19 protein-coding genes are annotated in these 16921 nt (G+C 66.8%); 3 read left to right on the plus strand and 16 right to left on the minus strand.

The features are described from left to right. Nucleotides 1–20 precede the first annotated feature (20 nt). From rnt to ABIA73_RS04730, 16 genes are all read right to left on the minus strand, one after another. Entirely contained in the window at nt 21–605 is a 585-nt protein-coding gene (gene rnt, locus ABIA73_RS04655) for a ribonuclease T (RefSeq protein WP_032951815.1), read from the minus strand. A 440-nt stretch (nt 606–1045) separates the two neighbouring features. Then, entirely contained in the window at nt 1046–1567 is a 522-nt protein-coding gene (locus ABIA73_RS04660; protein ID WP_080149320.1) for an HvfX family Cu-binding RiPP maturation protein, read from the minus strand. 23 nt (nt 1568–1590) lie between these two features. Beyond that, a complete protein-coding gene (locus ABIA73_RS04665; protein WP_279208496.1) occupies nt 1591–2346 on the minus strand; it encodes an HvfC family RiPP maturation protein in 756 nt (251 codons plus the stop codon). Continuing rightward, nucleotides 2339–3214, minus strand: a complete 876-nt coding sequence (locus ABIA73_RS04670) for an HvfB family MNIO-type RiPP peptide maturase (protein ID WP_279208495.1) — start codon at nt 3212–3214, stop codon at nt 2339–2341. The genes ABIA73_RS04665 and ABIA73_RS04670 overlap by 8 nt, the downstream gene beginning before the upstream one ends. After that, nucleotides 3201–3551, minus strand: coding sequence for an HvfA family oxazolone/thioamide-modified RiPP metallophore (locus tag ABIA73_RS04675; protein WP_025875386.1), 351 nt, complete (start codon nt 3549–3551; stop codon nt 3201–3203). The genes ABIA73_RS04670 and ABIA73_RS04675 overlap by 14 nt, the downstream gene beginning before the upstream one ends. A gap of 180 nt (nt 3552–3731) precedes the next feature. Beyond that, nucleotides 3732–4439, minus strand: a complete 708-nt coding sequence (phoU, locus tag ABIA73_RS04680; RefSeq protein ID WP_025875384.1) for a phosphate signaling complex protein PhoU — start codon at nt 4437–4439, stop codon at nt 3732–3734. A gap of 64 nt (nt 4440–4503) precedes the next feature. Beyond that, entirely contained in the window at nt 4504–5334 is an 831-nt protein-coding gene (gene pstB, locus ABIA73_RS04685) for a phosphate ABC transporter ATP-binding protein PstB (protein WP_025875381.1), read from the minus strand. A gap of 19 nt (nt 5335–5353) precedes the next feature. Continuing rightward, nucleotides 5354–6217: a phosphate ABC transporter permease PstA gene (gene pstA, locus ABIA73_RS04690; RefSeq protein ID WP_032951813.1), complete on the minus strand. Its 864-nt coding sequence runs from the start codon at nt 6215–6217 to the stop codon at nt 5354–5356. Beyond that, a complete protein-coding gene (pstC, locus tag ABIA73_RS04695) occupies nt 6217–7185 on the minus strand; it encodes a phosphate ABC transporter permease subunit PstC (protein WP_033830733.1) in 969 nt (322 codons plus the stop codon). Before pstC ends, pstA begins: the two co-directional genes overlap by 1 nt. An 82-nt stretch (nt 7186–7267) precedes the next feature. Further along, a complete protein-coding gene (pstS, locus tag ABIA73_RS04700; RefSeq protein ID WP_025875376.1) occupies nt 7268–8356 on the minus strand; it encodes a phosphate ABC transporter substrate-binding protein PstS in 1089 nt (362 codons plus the stop codon). A gap of 521 nt (nt 8357–8877) precedes the next feature. Next, nucleotides 8878–9897 (minus strand): phosphate ABC transporter substrate-binding protein PstS, encoded by a 1020-nt coding sequence (gene pstS / locus ABIA73_RS04705; RefSeq protein WP_025875374.1) that lies wholly within the window; start codon nt 9895–9897, stop codon nt 8878–8880. Between the two features lie 136 nt (nt 9898–10033). Beyond that, complete coding sequence (locus tag ABIA73_RS04710; RefSeq protein WP_354275488.1) at nt 10034–10813, minus strand: PA3715 family protein; 780 nt, start codon at nt 10811–10813, stop codon at nt 10034–10036. 110 nt (nt 10814–10923) lie between these two features. Continuing rightward, a complete protein-coding gene (locus ABIA73_RS04715) occupies nt 10924–12135 on the minus strand; it encodes an OprO/OprP family phosphate-selective porin (RefSeq protein ID WP_025875370.1) in 1212 nt (403 codons plus the stop codon). A gap of 229 nt (nt 12136–12364) precedes the next feature. After that, nucleotides 12365–13054 (minus strand): endonuclease III, encoded by a 690-nt coding sequence (nth, locus tag ABIA73_RS04720; protein ID WP_025875369.1) that lies wholly within the window; start codon nt 13052–13054, stop codon nt 12365–12367. Continuing rightward, entirely contained in the window at nt 13054–13407 is a 354-nt protein-coding gene (locus ABIA73_RS04725; RefSeq protein ID WP_032975654.1) for a hypothetical protein, read from the minus strand. The genes nth and ABIA73_RS04725 overlap by 1 nt, the downstream gene beginning before the upstream one ends. A gap of 4 nt (nt 13408–13411) precedes the next feature. After that, complete coding sequence (locus ABIA73_RS04730) at nt 13412–14206, minus strand: enoyl-CoA hydratase/isomerase family protein (protein ID WP_218789033.1); 795 nt, start codon at nt 14204–14206, stop codon at nt 13412–13414. Nucleotides 14207–14372: 166 nt separating this feature from the next. Between ABIA73_RS04730 and ABIA73_RS04735 the strand changes: the two genes are divergently transcribed. From ABIA73_RS04735 to ABIA73_RS04745, 3 genes are all read left to right on the plus strand, one after another. Continuing rightward, nucleotides 14373–15074, plus strand: a complete 702-nt coding sequence (locus ABIA73_RS04735) for an FKBP-type peptidyl-prolyl cis-trans isomerase (protein WP_025875366.1) — start codon at nt 14373–14375, stop codon at nt 15072–15074. A 129-nt stretch (nt 15075–15203) separates the two neighbouring features. Next, on the plus strand, nt 15204–16007 hold the full coding sequence (locus tag ABIA73_RS04740) for a CoA pyrophosphatase (RefSeq protein WP_025875365.1): 804 nt from the start codon (nt 15204–15206) through the stop codon (nt 16005–16007). Continuing rightward, nucleotides 16004–16903 carry a sulfurtransferase gene (locus ABIA73_RS04745; RefSeq protein ID WP_025875364.1) on the plus strand — a complete coding sequence of 300 codons (900 nt, stop codon included), beginning with the start codon at nt 16004–16006 and terminating at the stop codon, nt 16901–16903. The genes ABIA73_RS04740 and ABIA73_RS04745 overlap by 4 nt, the downstream gene beginning before the upstream one ends. The last annotated feature ends 18 nt before the right edge of the window (nt 16904–16921 follow it).

The following is a 16921-nucleotide window of genomic DNA, read 5'->3' on the forward strand; positions in this document are numbered from 1 at the left end:
GGGCTTCGCCGTTGGCTGCTTCACCGCGGCCAGGCGTTGGCGATCGTGCAGAACAACCGCGCCGTCTGCTCGGTGTCATACACCGCGCTGTGCGCCTCGTTGGCATCCCAGCCCAGCCCGGCCGCCGTGGCCGCGCGTGCCAGCACCGTCTGGCCATAGGCAATGCCCGCCAGGGTGACCGTGTCGAACACGCTGAAGGGGTGGAACGGGTTGCGCTTGTGCCCGGTACGGGCCACCGCGGCGTTGACGAAGCCGAGATCGAAATGCGCGTTGTGGCCGACCAGGATCGCGCGCTGGCAGCCGTACTTCTTCATCGCTGCACGCACCGGAGTGAAGACGTGGTCCAACGCCGCCTTCTCTTCCTTGGCCAGCCGGAACGGGTGGTCGAGGATGATGCCGGTCACTTCCAGCGACTTCGGGTCGATCTCCAGTCCCTCGGCCGGCACCACGTGGGCGCTGGCGGTCTGGCCGGGGTAGAGCAGGCCGTTCTCGTCCATCTCGATCGGCACGGCGGCGATTTCCAGCAGCGCGTTGCGCTGGCTGTCGAAGCCGCCGGTTTCAACATCCACCACCACCGGCAGGAAGCCGCGGAAGCGTTGTGACATCGCGCGCTGCGCCTGGGGTACGTCGGAAACAGGGAGGGCGGCAGGTGCGGAAGTGGGGTCGGTCATGTACGGATTCTAGCAGAGCGACCCTGAGCGCCCGGGATCCCGGTAGGTGCCAGCCTTGGTTGGTACCCTGCGCGCCGACCAAGGTCGGCATCTACCGGACCGCGCGGCGTGCGCCGACCAGGGCGCTGGGATCCTGGTAGGTGCCAACCTTGGTTGGCACCCTGGGCGCCGACCAAGGTCGGCATCTACCGGACGGCGCGACGTGCGCCGGCCAGGGCGCTGGGATCCTGGTAGGTGCCAGCCTTGGTTGGTACCCTGCGCGCCGACCAAGGTCGGCATCTACCGGACGGTGCGACGTGCGCCGACCAGGGCGCCCGGGATCCTGGTAGGTGCCAACCTTGGTTGGCACACTGCGCGCCGACCAGGGACGGCGTCTACCGGAGCGCAGGCCGCGCCGTGGGGCCCGACGGATACCAGCGCGCCAGCACCGCATCCACGCTCAGGCGCCCAGCACCGGTGAACAGCAGCGGCAACAGCATCGCCATGAACAGCAGCGGCAGTTTGAAGTTGCCAAAGCCCTGATCGCTGATCGCATAGCCCATCGCCAGATCGCCCAGCGAGCTCCATTCGGCCGGCCAGTGCACCGCGTACGTTGCCACAGCCGTCAGCACCAGCAGGCTGGCGGCGGCAACGCGGGTGCCGAAGCCCAACAGCAGGCACGCTGCGCCCACCAGTTCGAACCAGGTGGCCAATTGCCAGTTCAGCGCAGCGGGCAGCTGGTCGAACGGAAACGGGAAAGCATCCTGCAGATCGGCGAACCAGTTCTGCCCGTGCAGCTTCTCGCGCCCGGATTCGAAGAATTCCCAGGCAAGCAGCAGGCGCAGGCCAAGCGGGGCCAACCACGGGGCGAAACGGTCCAGCTGGCCGCGTGCGGCGGCCAGGGTCGGGGTCTTCATCGGTGTATCTCCTGGAAGGGGCGTCAGGGTGAAGCGGGGAGCGGACCGATCACGCCAGCACGCAGGAACTGCTGCAGCAGGTGCGCGCCAGGGGCGGCCAACGTCCCAGGATCGAGGTGGTGCAGGGCGGCCAGTTGCTGCAGCTGTTGTTGGCCGGTGGCTGCGGGGGACTCGCCGATCAGGGTCAGCAGATGCACTGCGAGGCTGGTCAGGGTGGCAAATCGCACCGCGCCATCGGCATCGCGCCGCACCAGCAGGCCGGTGGGCTCTGCCGGTGGTTGCGACGGTGCATCTTCGCTACCCAGCTGATGCACCGGCCAGCGGTACAGCAGCGGCCAGGCCAGCGGTGAGCGGCGCAGCGGCACCTGCAGCGGATCGATGTCGCCCGGTTCCGGCAGCGGATCGGCCTGCAGCTGGTACAGCGCGGTCTCCACCCACTCGTAGTGGGCCAGTTCGGCAAGCGCCGGATGCGGCAGCTCCGGCTGCACCTGCAGCCACTGCACGAACTCGGCAGCCAGTTCGGTGAACAACGGGGTGTGGCAATGGTGGCTGGCGAAATAGTGGCGCACCAGTGCACGCCAGTCCGGTTCGCCCAGCAGGCGCACGCAGACCGGGAAGCCATTGCTCAACAACCCCAGCAGATTGTTGAACAGCAGGCGTTCGTACACGGCCACCCGACGCGGGTCCATGCCGGGCGGCGCCGGTACCTGTGCCGGGTCGCGCAGGTGCGCGGTGAACGCGTGCTGCTGCGCACGCAGGCGTTCGGGGGCGTCAGCCATGGGCGGCTCCGGCATGCGCGGCCTGCAGGCGGTGGATGGTCTGCAGTTCGCCCCGCAGCTCGGCGTAGGGCGGGAAATTGAAGTCGCGTTCGAGCAGGGTAGGGCGTGGGCCGATGCGGGCGTAGGTGCGTGCCAGCAGGTCCCACACCGGGTCGATCACCGGGCTGCCGTGGGTGTCGATCTTCAGGTCCGGCGCCTCGTCCAGGTGCCCGGCCACGTGCAGGCAGACGATGCGTTGTGCGGGCAGGCCGGCGATGAAGGCATCGGCGTCGTAGCCATGGTTGCAGGCATTGACGTAGACGTTGTTGACGTCCAGCAGCAGATCGCAGTCGGCCTCGGCCAGCACGGCAGTGGTGAAGGTCAGTTCGTCCATCGTCGGGTCCGGCGCCAGGTAGTACGACACGTTTTCCACGGCGATGCGGCGGCCGAGAATGTCCTGCACCCGCGCGATGCGGGCAGCGGTGTGGCGTACCGCTTCATCGGTGAATGGAATCGGCAGCAGGTCGTACAGGTGGCCCTCGTCGCTGCAGTAGCTCAGGTGTTCGCTGTACAGCGGCACTTGATGCTGGTGCAGAAACGCACCCACCTGCGCCAGCAGCTGGGTATCCAGGGGCGCACTGCCGCCCAGCGACAACGACAGGCCGTGGCAGCTCAACGTATGGCGCGCCGCCAGTTCGGCCAACGCGTCACCTGCGGGACCACCGACACCGATCCAGTTCTCCGGCGCGCATTCGAGGAAATCGAAATCGCCGGCCGGTGCATCGCGCAGGTCCTGCAGCAGGGCACGGCGCAGGCCCAGGCCCACGGCCGCCGCAGGAAGCGGCGACCGCGGGTGGACGACGCCGGCGCGGACGTCAGTGCTTGCCACCGCACTTGCCTTCGCCGCACTTGCCTTCGGCCGACTTCTTGTCACCGCCGGTCTTGGCCTTGGTGTCCGCACCGGCCGCTGCCTTGCCCTTGTCGCCGCCGCACTTGCCTTCAGCACTCTTGCCGTCGGCGCCACACTTGCCTTCGGCATGCTTGGCCGCATCGGCGGATTTTGCATCGGTCGCCTTCGCATCGGTGGCCTTGGCCGCCTGGCCGGCCACCAGGTAGCCCTGGGCGAGGTCGGTCATGCTCAGGGCTGAGGCGGAGGCGGTCATGCCGAGGCCTGCGGCCAGGGCGGTGGCGGTCAGCAGGGACAGCGTCTTGTTGGAGGTGCTCATCGGTCGTGCTCCTGGGTGGTGGGCGGGTGCCCGTGGTGAAGCGATGGTGCAGCGATCCTACTCAACGAATCCTCGCCGGGAATTCAAATTTTCGTGAGAAGTATTGCAGCGCCAACAAAAAGGCCGCTGTCACGAGGACAGCGGCCACCCTGGAGTCGAATCCGGTGTTGCAGTGCAGTATCAGATATCGCCCGCGCTGGAGGTCTCGTCGCGCTTCTGGCGCGGCGGCAGCGGCTGTTCGCCGTGCACCAGGAACCACACGTTCTCGGCGATGTTGGTGGCATGGTCGCCCACGCGCTCCAGATTCTTGGCCATGAACAGCAGGTGGGTGCACGGGGTGATGTTGCGCGGGTCTTCCATCATGTAGGTCAGCAGCTCGCGGAACAGCGCGGTGTACTGCGCATCCAGGCGGGCGTCGTCCTCGCGCAGTTCCAGCGCGGCATCGGCGTCGTTGTCGCGGTAGGCGGCGATGGCGCGGCGGACCTGCTGTGCGGCCAGGCGGCCGAGGGCGCGCAGGCCCTGGATCTGCGGCAGCGGCGGCACCTTACCCAGCGCGATCGAGCGCTTGGCGACGTTGGCCGCGTAGTCGCCGATGCGTTCGATATCGGCCGGAATGCGCAGGCCGGCGAGGATCTCGCGCAGGTCGCGGGCCATCGGGCCACGCAGCGCCAGGCGCATCACGTCGTGGCTGATCTGCTGTTCCAGCGAATCGATCGCTTCGTCGTTGGCGATGATGCGATGGGCGGCGTTCTCATCGCGCTTCTCGATGACGTCCATCGACGCCTCCAGTTGGGCGACGGCCATCTCGCCCATGCGCACGATCTCGGCCACCAGGCGCTGCTGCTCTTCGTCGTAGCTTTTGACGATGTGGTCGTTGGGAAGGTTCATGTTCTGCAATCCAGGTAGAGCCAGGCGCGCCTGGCTGGGACAGGTGGCGAAGCGTCAGCGCCGATCAGCCGAACCGGCCGGTGATGTAATCCTCGGTCTGCTGCTTGGACGGCTGCGAGAAGATCACTTCGGTGCGGTCGTGCTCGATCAGGTCGCCCAGGTACATGAAGGCGGTGTAATCGGACACGCGCGCGGCCTGCTGCATGTTGTGGGTGACGATCACGATGGTGTACTCGTGCTTGAGCTCTTCCACCAGCTGCTCGATGCGGCTGGTGGAAATCGGGTCCAGCGCCGAGGTCGGCTCGTCCAGCAGCAGCACCGACGGGCGCAGGGCCACGGCACGGGCGATGCACAGACGTTGCTGCTGGCCACCGGACAGGCCCAGCGCGCTCTGGTTGAGCTTGTCCTTCACTTCGTCCCACAGCGCGCCCTGGCGCAGCGCGTGCTCGACACGGTCGGCCATGTCCGCCTTGGACAGCTTCTCGTGGTGGCGGATGCCGTAGGCCACGTTCTCGAAGATGGTCATCGGGAACGGCACCGGCTTCTGGAACACCATGCCGACCTTGCTGCGCAGGCGGTTCATCGGGTACTTCGGCGACAGGATGTTCTCGCCGTCGAGGATCACCTCACCGCGCGCTTCCAGCTTCGGATACAGCGCGTAGATGCGGTTGAAGATGCGCAGCAGGGTCGACTTGCCGCAACCGGAGGGACCGATCAGCGCGGTCACGCGCTTTTCCGGGATCTCCAGGTTGATGCCCTTCAGGGCGTGGAACTTGTCGTAGTAGAAGTCCAGTCCACGCGCGGCGAGCTTGACCGGGGCCGGAGCGTGCAGGTTCTCGTGCGAGGCCGGCACGACGATGCGCTGCATCGGCACGGCGTTGGAAAGGTCGTTCATGGCGGTATCCACGGAAAGGTCAGTCATGGGAGATACGGTTGCGCAGCAGGATGCCGCGCGCAGAGAGGCTGACCAGCAGCACGAACACGGTCAGCACCAGCGCGCCGGCCCAGGCCAGCACCTGCCAGGATTCGTACGGGCTGCCGGCGAACTGGTTCATCACCACCGGCACCGAAGCCATCGGCTGGAACACGTTGCTGTTCCAGTACTGGTTGCCGAAGGCGGTGAACAGCAGCGGTGCGGTCTCGCCGGAAATGCGGGCCAGCGCCAGCAGGATGCCGGTGATGATGCCGGCCGAGGCACTGCGGTACAGCACCTGCACGATCACCTTCCACTGCGGAATGCCCAGCGAAAGCGCGGCTTCGCGCATCTGCGAAGGCACCAGGCGCAGCATCTCGTCGGTGGTACGCACCACCACCGGCAGCACGATGAAGGCCAGCGACAGTGCACCGGCGAAGGCGGAGAAGCTGCCGCCGGTCTGCATCACGTACAGGGTGTAGACGAACAGGCCCAGCACGATGGACGGGGCCGACAGCAGGATGTCGTTGACGAAGCGGACCACGGTGCCGGCCTTGCGGGCGTTGCCGTACTCGGCCAGCCAGGTGCCGGCCAGCACACCCAGCGGGGTGCCGATGCCGATCGCCAGCGCACACATCACCGCACTGCCGAAGAAGGCGTTGGCCAGGCCGCCTTCCTGCATCGGCGGCGGTGTCATCTTGGTGAACAGATCCAGGTTGATGCCGGCCAGGCCCTTGGAGGCCAGGGTGAACAGGATCCAGCCGAGGAAGAACAGGCCGAACAGCGCGGTGGCGCAGGACATCGCGATGGCGATGACATTGCCGATGCGGCGGCGCAGGTACAGGGAGTCAGCGGTGCTGGACATCAGTTGCCCTCCTTGCGGGACAGGCGCATCAGCATCAGGCGGGCGATGGCGAGCACCACGAAGGTGACGATGAAGAGGACGAAGCCGAGCAGCAGCAACGCCGAGCGGTAGGTTTCAGTGGCTTCGCCGAAGTCGTTGGCGATCAGTGCGGCGATGGTGGTGCCCGGTTCCAGCAGCGACGGCGACAGGCGCACGCTGTTGCCGATCACGAAGGCCACTGCCATCGTCTCGCCCAGAGCGCGGCCGAGGCCGAGGAACACGCCACCGATCACCGCCGAGCGGGTGTAGGGCAGCACGATGTCCCAGCTCACTTCCCACTTGGTGGAACCCAGCGCGTAGGCCGATTCCTTCAGGCGGGTCGGCACGGTCAGGAACACTTCGCGCATCACCGAGGAGATGAACGGGATGACCATGATCGCAAGCACGAAGCCGGCGGTGAGCATGCCGATGCCCAGCGGCGGGCCCTGGAACACCGGGCCGATGATCGGCCATTCGCCCAGGGTTTCGTTGAGGAACGGGGTGACGTACTCGGTCATCACCGGCACCAGCACGAACAGGCCCCACATGCCGTAGATGATCGAGGGAATGCCCGCCAGCAGTTCGATGGCGGTGCCGACCGGACCACGCAGCCAGCGCGGTGCCACTTCGGTGAGGAAGAAGGCGATGCCGAAGCTGACCGGTACGGCGATGACCATCGCGATCAGCGCGGTGACCAGGGTGCCGTAGATCGGGGCGAGGGCGCCGAACTTGTTTTCGACCGGATTCCAGTCGGAGGAGAAGAAGAAGCTCAGGCCCTGCACCTGCAGGGCATGGCGACCGCCCCACAGCATCGACAGTGCGGCGCAGGCCAGCGCGATCAGGACGAAGATGACGGTGCCGACCAGCACCCATCGGAACAGTTTGTCGTTGCGGGCATCACGCGTGTCACGCGTGGACGGGGCGGCTACAGGCTGGGCGATGGCATTCATGGGGACGGCAGGGCCAGGAAGGGGCGGGGCAGCACGATGTGCAGGAGACGGTGCCCGCACGTGGCGGGCACCGTCGGGTCCATCACTTCAGTTCGGTCGCCCAGTAGGCTTCGATCTGCTTGACCAGCTCGGCCGGCAGCGGCACGTAGTGCAGTTCGTTGGCCTGGGTCTGGCCGCTTTCGAAGGCCCATTTGAAGAAGGCCAGGGCATCCTGGTTGCGCTTGGCATCCTTCGGCTTCTTCTGCATCAGCATGAAGTTGGTGGCGGTGATCGGCCACGCCTGCTCGCCCGGGGCGTTGGTGATGACCAGGTTGAAGTCCTTGGCGCTGGCCCAGTCGGCGCTGGCGGCAGCGGCGGCGAAGGTTTCAGCGTTCGGCTGCACCCAGGTGCCGGCGGCGTTCTGCAGCGAGGTGTACGGCATCGCGTTCTGCAGGGCATAGGCCAGTTCGACGTAGCCGATCGAGCCCTTGATCTGCTTCACGTAGGAAGCAACGCCTTCATTGCCCTTGCCACCCACGCCGTCCGGCCACTGCACCGAGGTGCCTTCGCCGACCTTGCTCTTCCACTCCGGGCTGACCTTGGACAGGTAGTTGGAGAAGTTGAAGGTGGTGCCCGAACCATCCGAACGGTGGACGATGGTGATCTTGCCGTCCGGCAGGGTCACGCCCGGGTTGGCGGCGACGATGGCCGGGTCGTTCCAGGTCTTGACCTTGCCCAGGAAGATGTCGGCGAGCAGGGCGCCACTGAGGCGCAGCTTGCCGGCTTCCAGGCCGTCGATGTTGACCACCGGCACCACGCCGCCGATGGCCGACGGGAACTGGGCCAGGCCGGCCTGGGCTAGCTCGTCGCTGCTCAGCGGCTTGTCGGACGAACCGAAATCAACGGTGCCGGCCTTGATCTGGGCGATGCCACCACCGGAACCGATCGACTGGTAGTTGATCTTGGCGCCGGTGGCGGTGTTGTAGTCGGCCGACCACTTGGACACCAGCGGGAAGATGAAGGAGGCGCCGGCACCGGAGACCTCAGCGGTCACCTTGTCGCCGGCAGCGGCCGGAGCAGCGGCGCCGTCAGCGGCCGGCTGCTGTGCGGCCTGCTTGTCGCCACCGCAGGCAGACAGGCCCAGGGCGATGGCCAGGGAAAGGGCGGCAAGGCTGGCCGAGTGCAGTTTCATGGTCACTCCATAGCGGGGTAGAGCCGACGGTGTCGGCGGATGCGGCTATGAAATGATGTTTTTGTTACAGCCGTATGACGTCCATGACAGAGGTGTCCTGGATCACGTTCTGGCAAGGGTTTCGCGGGATTCACGGTTGGCTGCCGGGTCGGCTGACAGCCCCAACTGCGCTTCTGCGCGGTCCCCGGCGTGGCGGAGGGCCGGGTAACCGTTGCCCCCGCTCCTGCCTTCCATGACCCCACCGCGCCCCGATGAACCATCAGGCGGCGGTGGGCCGGGCTGCGCAGGACCGTCCACGGCATGGATGCCGTGGCCGAGCCTACAAGGACGTACTTGCGGCGTGTCCTGCGCAGCCCGGCCCATCGCCGCAGCAACTCATCAACGGAAGCGCAGCGCCTTTCACGACCAACCCTACAAAAAAGAAGAGCGCCGGACCCCGAAGGATCCAGCGCCCGGTGGGGCCGGCGGGGGAGAGAGGACCCGCCGGCCCCGTTCCTGCGGGGGAACGCCTTGCAACGAACTCAGTACTTCAGGTTCTGCGTCCAGTAGGTCTCGATCTGGCGCACCAGCGCGTCCGGCAGCGGCACGTAGTCCAGCTGCTTGGCCTGCGCATCGCCGTTCTTGTAGACCCAGCGGAAGAACTCCTGCGTGGCCTTGGCGCCCGCCACGTTCTTCGGCTGCTTGCGCACCAGGATGAAGTTGGTGGCGGTGATCGGCCATGCATCGGCGCCCGGGGCGTTGGTCATCACCAGGTAGAAGTCACGGGCGTTGGCCCAGTCGGCGCTGGCCGCAGCGGCCGAGAACGAGGCGTCCGACGGCTGCACGATCTTGCCGGCCGCGTTCTTCATCGCCGCGTAGGACATCTTGTTCTGCAGCGCGTAGGACAGTTCGACGTAGCCGATGCCGCCCTTGATCTGCTTCACGTAGGCAGCAACGCCTTCGTTGCCCTTGCCGCCGATGCCGGCCGGCCACTGTACCGAAGTGCCTTCACCGACCTTGCTCTTCCACTCCGGGCTGACCTTGGACAGGTAGTTGACGAAGTTGAAGGTGGTGCCCGAGCCGTCCGAACGATGAACGATCGTGATCTTGCCGCTGGGCAGGGTCAGGCCACTGTTGAGGGCGGCGATGGCCGGGTCGTTCCAGGTGGTGATCTTGCCCAGGAAAATGTTGGCCAGGGTCGGGCCGTCCAGCTTCAGCGCGCCGGGGGCGACGCCAGCAACGTTGATCACCGGCACCACGCCACCGATCACCGACGGGAACTGGGCCAGGCCGGCGGCAGCCAGCTCTTCCGGCTTCAGCGGCGCGTCGGACGAACCGAAGTCCACGGTCGCTGCCTTGATCTGGGCGATACCACCGCCGGAACCGATCGACTGGTAGTTGACCTTCTTGCCGGTGGCGGTGCTGTAGTCGGCCGACCACTTGGACATCACCGGGTAGATGAACGAGGCGCCCGCGCCGGTGACATCGGCGGCGTTGGCGGCGAACACGGACGACGCGGCCAGAATGGCGACGGCGGCGCGCGACTTGAAGGCGTGGATCACGGGAGAGACTCCTGGGGTGGTCGAGGGGCGGCTGCCCGACGTTTCGGTGCACATTCCATAACGGTTCCATGACACGCCCGCGTCTGTCATATGACGCGAACGTGACAGCCGTCATGGCGGTGCCCAAGCCCGCCCTTCAGAGCCCGCGCAGCGCCTCCGGAACGGCATAGCGACCGTCGCGGGGCTGCAGTGTCCAGCGCTGTGCGGGTGCCGTCGTGTCGGTGGCATGGCAGTCGTCACCGGCGGCGACGCTGATCGTATCGGTGCGTTTTTCGCGCACCACGATCGGCGCCAGGCCAGCGGCATTGGCACTGCCCATCTCCAGCGTGCGCTCGAAGCGGCTGAACTCGCCGGCGCAACGCGTATCCCATTCGCCGCGACTGCCACTGACGGCCAGCGGGGCAAGCACCCGGCGCAGCTGCCGGCCCTCGCGTACGAACAACTGCAGTTCGGTCTGCGCGAACGGGTTGGGGCCTGAGCTGCCGCTGTAGTCCATGCGCACGCCGAACGCGCGGGTGGTGGGGTCCAACTGCCAGCGTGCCGTGTCCAGGCGAAGTCCGGTAAAGCGCAGCGCATCACTGCTGACCGCGTCGGCCACGCGGGTCCAGGCCAGTGGCCTGCCACTGGCGGTATCGATCAGCAACAGGTCCAGGTCGCCACCGCGCACGTCTTCCGAGGCGGGGGCGGTCCATTGCGCGACGGCCAGCAGGGTCGTGCCGGGCTGCGCGGGCCACGCGCGGCAGGCCGTGCTGTCCGCATCGGTGAAACGTGCCGTGACCGGCAGCGCGCCGGCCGGCAACTGCCGATACGCGGCCTCGCGCACGGCATCCGCATCGTCACAGGCGAACGCAGTGGCGGGCAGGGCAGCGAGCAGGACACCGCCAAGCAGGCGGCGCAGGCGGAGCGAAGAAGGCATCCCGAAGGTCCTTGTCGACAGGGCAGGGCATCATCGCGCGGCCACCGCCTGCCCACAACGACGAAGGCACGGCCTGGGCCGTGCCTTCGTTCGAACGCGTGCTTCCGGTATTACCAGAAGAACTGCGCGCGGGCTTCCAGGATGTTCGGATCGTCGTTGACGAAGCCGCGGGCGGTCGAGCTGTACTTCTTGCTGTCGACCATCACGTAGTTGAGCATCAGCTTGAAGTTCGAGCGCCAGTACCAGTTCGCGCCGACGGTCCAGATGTCCATCTTGCCGCCGAGCACGCCATCGACGATCGGCGGCCGGCCGGCCACCGGATTGGCGGCGAGATTGCCGTCGTTCAGATCCATGTGGTCATAGCGCACGCCCAGCTGCCACTGGCCGCCGGCCGGGTTGTTCGGCAGGCCGGTGCCCGGGGTGCCGCCCTTGTAGCTCCAGCTTTCGCCGGTGACATTCCACACGCCGCTGACGTAGTAGCCGTCGGTGGTGTAGTTGTCATGGGCGTAACGCTTGGCCTTGCTGGTGTAGTACTCGGCCTGCGCCTTGAACGGGCCCTGGAAGTACATCGCTTCGGCGCCGATGGTGCTGACGCGGTCGGTGTCGGTCATGTTGCCGCCATCGACCAGGCGCGCGGTGGCCAGGTCGGCGTTCGGGCGGGCACGGACGCGCAGGGTGTCTGCGTCGGTGTCGTAGTCGACGTAGCTCAGGCCGAAGTGCAGGACCTGGCCCTTCTCGTTGATCGGGGCCCAGGTGCCACGCGCGCCGTAGCCGCTGCCGTGGGCCAGGTTGCGGGTCAGTTCGCGGCCGAAGGCGCTGGCGGTGACCGACCAGTTGTCCTGGCCGTAGCTGTAGGCACCGCCCAGGCGACGGGCGACAGCGTAGGTGTTGGTGACTGCAGCCTTGGAGATGAAGTCGTTGTTCTTGGTGCTGGACAGTTCTTCCAGGCTGTTGGGCTGCTTGAACTGGCCGACCTGGATGAAGTGGTTGGCGTTGCCCAGCAGCTTGTACTTCACGTTGGTGTCGAGGAACTTGTCGGCCTTGGCGTCGTAGCCCACGACCCATTCCACGTTGCCCGGGCCCTTGCCCTTCAGCACCAGCTCGGCGCGACGCAGTTCGAATTCGCTGTTCTTGCCGTTGCCGGCGTCACCGCCGTTGAGGTCCACGACGTCATTGTCGTACCAGTTGCCGTCGGCCTGGACCAGGCCTTCGAAGGTGATTTCCGAACCGCCGATCACATCGATGGCGACTTCGGCGTGGGCGGCCGGCACGTACAGCGCAGCAGCCACGGCGATCGTCAGGAGCTGGTGATGCAGTTTCATGGAGAGGAGCCTTGCAGGCAGGTGGGAAGATGCGCGCAGGCTAAAACGTGAAGATTGCGTAAATGTGACAGTTCGCGCACGGCGGCGATCCGCCGCAGGCCCCGTCACGGCTGGGCCTGCCATTGAAACCGGTTACGTATGACGCGCGGATTGCGCCCCGGTTGCAGTAGATCCACGCCATGCGTGGATGGATTTTCCAGCCGATCCACGCCATGCGTGGATGGCGCCGTCACTCCGCGGGGGTCTTGTCCTTGAACCGGCACAGGTCGGCAATCACGCAACCCGGGCAATCCGGTTTGCGCGCTTTGCACACGTACCGGCCGTGCAGGATCAGCCAGTGGTGCGCGTCGAGCAGGAACTCGGCGGGAATCGCTTTGACCAGTCGATCTTCGACTTCGCGCACGTTCTTTCCGGGCGCAAGTCCAGTGCGGTTGGCGACACGGAAGATGTGCGTGTCCACTGCCATCACCGGTTCGCCGAAGGCGGTGTTGAGCACCACGTTGGCGGTCTTGCGGCCGACACCGGGCAGTGCCTCCAGTGCGTCGCGATCGCGTGGCACTTCGCCACCGTGCTTCTCCAGAAGCAGCGCGCAGGTGGCGATCACGTTCTTCGCCTTGGCGTTGAACAGACCGATGGTGGCGATGTACTTCTTCAGTCCCTCTTCGCCCAGCGCGAGGATCTTCGCCGGCGTGTTGGCAACCGGGAACAGGCGTCGGGTGGCCTTGTTGACGCCGACGTCGGTGGCCTGTGCAGACAGCGCGACCGCCACCAGCAGTTCGAACGGCGAGCTGTATTCCAGCTCGGTCTTCGGATGCGGGTTGAGCTCGCGCAGGCGGGTGAACATTTCCACCACGTCGGCACGCGGCATGGTACCGCCGCGGCGCGCAGGTGCGCGCGCGGTCTTCTTCGCGGTCGCCATTACTGCTCCTTGCCGGCGGCGCGGGCCTTGGCCCGGGCGAGGATGGCGGCCGCGGCGGCAGGCAGGGCGGGTTTGACGTCCGGTGCCGGCGCGGGCGTCCGGCGCGCATCACGCTCGGCCTCGCGGCGGGCAAGGCGCACGGCGCGTGCGCGGAAGCGTTCGCGCGCCGCCCATGCACGCTGCAGTTGCAACTGCATCTGGCACAGGCGGTCGGGCAGGTCCGGATGATCGGGCAGCAGCCGTTCATCGCCAGCGCGCACGACGTAGTCCATCAGTCCAGCCTGCAGCGCACCATCGGGATCGTCTGCCTGGACCCGGGCGAACAGCAGCACGGGGTTGGGTCGGGATGCCATGGCGTCAGCGGTTCTGGAAGGCGGGGGGGCGGCGCTGCAGGAAGGCGCTGGTGCCTTCGCGCATGTCCTCGGTGGCGAACAGCAGGCCGAACTGCGCACTTTCGTATTCCAGGCCGGCTTCCAGGCTGCATTCGCCGCCCACGTGCACCGCGTCGAGCAGGCCACGCAGCGCCAGCGGCGCCGACTGTGCCAGCTGCCGGGCCAGGGCCTGCACGCGGGCGTCGAGCTCGGCGGCGGGTACCACTTCGTTGACGATGCCCAGGGCCAGTGCGCGTGCGGCGTCGATCGGGGTGCCCAGCAGGCACAATTCCAGCGTGGCCGCACGGCCACACAGGCGCAGCAGGCGCTGGCTGCCGCCGAAGCCGGGAATCAGGCCGAGATTGATCTCCGGCTGGCCGACTTTGGCCGAATCGGCGGCGATGCGCAGATGGCAGGCCATGGCCAGTTCCAGCCCGCCGCCCAGCGCAAATCCGTTCACCCGGGCGATCACCGGCTTGGGCATGCGTTCGATGCGGCGCATCAGGGCCTGGCCGAGCAGGGAGAAATCACGTCCCTGAACCGCGCTCAAGGTGTTCATTTCCGCGATGTCGGCCCCGGCCACGAACGCCTTGGGGCCAGCCCCGGTCAGCACCACCACCCGTACCGCCGGGTCGGCGGCGGCGTCGCCAAACACCTCGGCCAGGGCCTGCAGGGTGGCGGCGTTGAGGGCGTTGAGCTTGTCCGGGCGTTGCACGGTAATGGTGCGGACGGCGCCATCATCGCTGACGTCGACCGGGTGGGGAGCGGGGGCCTCGACCACGGGAAACTCCTGGAACGTTAAAAAAAAGTGAGATTGAACTCTGTAAACGCAGACAGGTCATAGCCTGCGTGGTGAGTAGCGGTTACACGTTGTGGCCGTTATCCTAACCCGTCGCCTCAGGGCGGCGCAGAACGTCCCTGAGTTACCACCCCTGGAGAACTGTTTGATGAAGTTGCGTTCTATCGCGGTCGCCGTCGCGGCCCTGGCCCTGACGGGCAATGCCTTCGCCCAGGACATCGCGTCCGAGAAGGGCAAGCTGAGCTACTACTTCGGTTACGACTACGGCAACAACCTGGCGGAGCTGACCGGTCGCGGTGAGCAGCTGGACATCAACTCGGTGGTGAAGGGCCTGCAGGACGCCTACGCCAAGAAGCAGCCGGCCATTACCGCCGAGCAGCTGAAGCCGGCCGTTGAAGCGTTCCAGAAGCGCGAGCAGGGCCGTGCCCAGGCCGCCAAGGCCGAGTACGAAAAGGCTGCTGCCGAAAACAAGACCAAGAGCGATCAGTTCATGGCGCAGAACAAGGCAAAGGCGGGCGTGCAGACCCTGCCGAGCGGCGTTCAGTACCGTGTGATCGAAGCCGGCAAGGGTGCCAAGCCGACCCAGGCCAGCACCGTGCAGCTGGAAGTGGCCGGTCCGTTCCCGTACGGCCAGCGCCCGACCGAAGCCCGCCCGGCCCAGCAGATTCCGTCGATCAAGGTCAGCGAAGTCGAAATGAAGGCCATGCGTGAGACCCTGCTGCAGATGCCGGCAGGCTCGAAGTGGGAAGTCTCGCTGCCGCCGGATCAGGCCTACGGCGCCGACCCGCGCACCCCGTTCCCGCCGAACGTGGCTGTGCAGTTCGAGATCAAGCTGATCAGCGTCAAGTAAGAAGAAACAGCGTCAACATCAACGCGCCGGTGAACCCACCGGCGCGTTTTTGTTTCTGCACCACGCTGCAGCTGTGCGGGGCCCATCCCAAATTCAGCCCATTCGCGCTACTGTTGACCGGTGCAAATAATGGAAGAAACGGCGCGTGCTGTCGCAAGCCCCTGCATCAACGTCTGCAAGCTGGATCGCAACCGGCTCTGCGCCGGGTGCGGGCGGCATATCGACGAAATCGCACGGTGGTCGTCGATGAGCGACAGCGAACGCAGCCACATCCTGCAGCGTGTGCTGCCCCTGCGCCAACAGCTGCAGCAGTCGCTGCGAGGGTCGTTGGCCGATCATGAGCGGCTGCTGCGCGCGCTGCATCCGCTGGCCGAGCCGCCGGCAGGTGACGGCTGGAACCGCAGTGAACTGGATGACCTGCTGCCTCCGGGCCCACCGGTCGAGGCGGCGGTGTTGGCTGGCATCGTGCCGCGCGCCAACGGTGCGCAGGTGATCCTGACCCGGCGTACCGAAACCCTGCGGCAACATGGTGGCCAGGTTGGCTTCCCCGGTGGCCGTACCGAGCCCGATGATCGCGATGCGCTGGCTGCCGCACTGCGCGAAAGCCAGGAAGAAATCGCGTTGGCGCCGACACAGGTGCAGGCACTGGGATATCTCGATCCGTTCGTGACCATCACCGGCTACCGGGTGACCCCGGTGGTGGCAGTGATCGATCCGGATTTCGTGGCGGTCCCGCAGCCCAGCGAAGTGGCCGAGGTGTTCGAAGTGCCGCTGGACTATCTGATGGCCGCCGACAACCTGCGCCAGGTAGAAATCAACCATCGCGGCCGCGTCCGCCATGTCCTTGAATATGGCTGGCCCGGCCAGCGCATCTGGGGCGCCACCGCGGCCATCCTGTACAACCTGCGTCGCCGCCTGGAGCAAGTGCAATGAAGCCGATCGACCCACCGTGGACCACCCTTGTCGATGTTGCGACCCTGGCTGCGGCCTTGGGCAATGGGGTACGCGTGGTCGATGCCCGCGCGACCGCCAGTACCGTGCGCGTGGTCGACGCGCGTGCATCGCTGGCCGACCCGCAGGCGGGCAACAGCCTCTACGCGCAGGGACACATTCCCGGCGCAGTGCATGCCGATCTCAACCGCGACCTGTCCGATCTGACGCGGGTGGGTCATGGCCGCCATCCGTTGCCCGACAGCGATGCGTTCGCCGCACGACTGGGGCAATGGGGCATCGGCACCGACACGCAGGTGGTGGTGTATGACGGCAGCGATGGCAGCATGGCCGCCGCGCGCCTGTGGTGGCTGCTGCGCCTGATCGGGCATGCGAACGTGGCCGTACTCGATGGCGGCATCGCCGCCTGGCAGGCCGCCGGCCAGCCGCTGGCGACCGGCAGCAGCCAGGTCACCGCGTTGCCCGCGTATCCGGGGCGCTTCGATGGCAGCCAGGTTGCCAGCGCGGACGAGATCGAATCACGCCTCAAGCATGCACCGGGCTGGCTGGTCGATGCCCGCGCGGGCGAGCGGTTCCGCGGTGAGGTGGAGCCGCTGGACCCGGTCGCCGGCCATGTGCCGGGCGCGGTCAATCGCCCGTTTGCGTTGAACGTGCTGGACGGCCGCCTGCGCGATGCACAGGAACTGCGTGCCGAACTGCAGGGCGTGATCGGCAACCAGGACCCGCAACGCGTGGTGCTGATGTGCGGCTCGGGCGTGACCGCCTGCCACCTGCTGCTGGCGATGGAAAGCGCGGGCCTGTCCGGCGCACGCATCTACGCGGACTCATGGAGTGGCTGGGTCAGCGACAGCAGCCGCCCGGTCGCCACCGGCGCCTGAGCAAAGCGGGTTGGTCGA

It is taken from the genome of Stenotrophomonas sp. 2694 (assembly GCF_040548715.1).
In the GTDB taxonomy this organism is placed as follows: Bacteria; Pseudomonadota; Gammaproteobacteria; order Xanthomonadales; family Xanthomonadaceae; genus Stenotrophomonas; species Stenotrophomonas indicatrix.

Bases quoted from the DNA above. Each gene is read 5' to 3' on its own strand.
- rnt (WP_032951815.1), bottom strand. From the start codon at position 605: ATGTCACAACGCTTCCGCGGCTTCCTGCCGGTGGTGGTGGATGTTGAA.
- pstC (WP_033830733.1), bottom strand. From the start codon at position 7,185: ATGAATGCCATCGCCCAGCCTGTAGCCGCCCCGTCCACGCGTGACACG.
- ABIA73_RS04745 (WP_025875364.1), top strand. From the start codon at position 16,004: ATGAAGCCGATCGACCCACCGTGGACCACCCTTGTCGATGTTGCGACC.
- ABIA73_RS04725 (WP_032975654.1), bottom strand. From the start codon at position 13,407: ATGGCATCCCGACCCAACCCCGTGCTGCTGTTCGCCCGGGTCCAGGCA.
- ABIA73_RS04710 (WP_354275488.1), bottom strand. From the start codon at position 10,813: ATGCCTTCTTCGCTCCGCCTGCGCCGCCTGCTTGGCGGTGTCCTGCTC.
- pstB (WP_025875381.1), bottom strand. From the start codon at position 5,334: ATGAACGACCTTTCCAACGCCGTGCCGATGCAGCGCATCGTCGTGCCG.
- ABIA73_RS04665 (WP_279208496.1), bottom strand. From the start codon at position 2,346: ATGGCTGACGCCCCCGAACGCCTGCGTGCGCAGCAGCACGCGTTCACC.
- ABIA73_RS04735 (WP_025875366.1), top strand. From the start codon at position 14,373: ATGAAGTTGCGTTCTATCGCGGTCGCCGTCGCGGCCCTGGCCCTGACG.
- pstA (WP_032951813.1), bottom strand. From the start codon at position 6,217: ATGTCCAGCACCGCTGACTCCCTGTACCTGCGCCGCCGCATCGGCAAT.
- phoU (WP_025875384.1), bottom strand. From the start codon at position 4,439: ATGAACCTTCCCAACGACCACATCGTCAAAAGCTACGACGAAGAGCAG.
- pstS (WP_025875376.1), bottom strand. From the start codon at position 8,356: ATGAAACTGCACTCGGCCAGCCTTGCCGCCCTTTCCCTGGCCATCGCC.
- ABIA73_RS04660 (WP_080149320.1), bottom strand. From the start codon at position 1,567: ATGAAGACCCCGACCCTGGCCGCCGCACGCGGCCAGCTGGACCGTTTC.
- ABIA73_RS04675 (WP_025875386.1), bottom strand. From the start codon at position 3,551: ATGAGCACCTCCAACAAGACGCTGTCCCTGCTGACCGCCACCGCCCTG.
- ABIA73_RS04715 (WP_025875370.1), bottom strand. From the start codon at position 12,135: ATGAAACTGCATCACCAGCTCCTGACGATCGCCGTGGCTGCTGCGCTG.
- nth (WP_025875369.1), bottom strand. From the start codon at position 13,054: ATGGCGACCGCGAAGAAGACCGCGCGCGCACCTGCGCGCCGCGGCGGT.
- ABIA73_RS04740 (WP_025875365.1), top strand. From the start codon at position 15,204: ATGGAAGAAACGGCGCGTGCTGTCGCAAGCCCCTGCATCAACGTCTGC.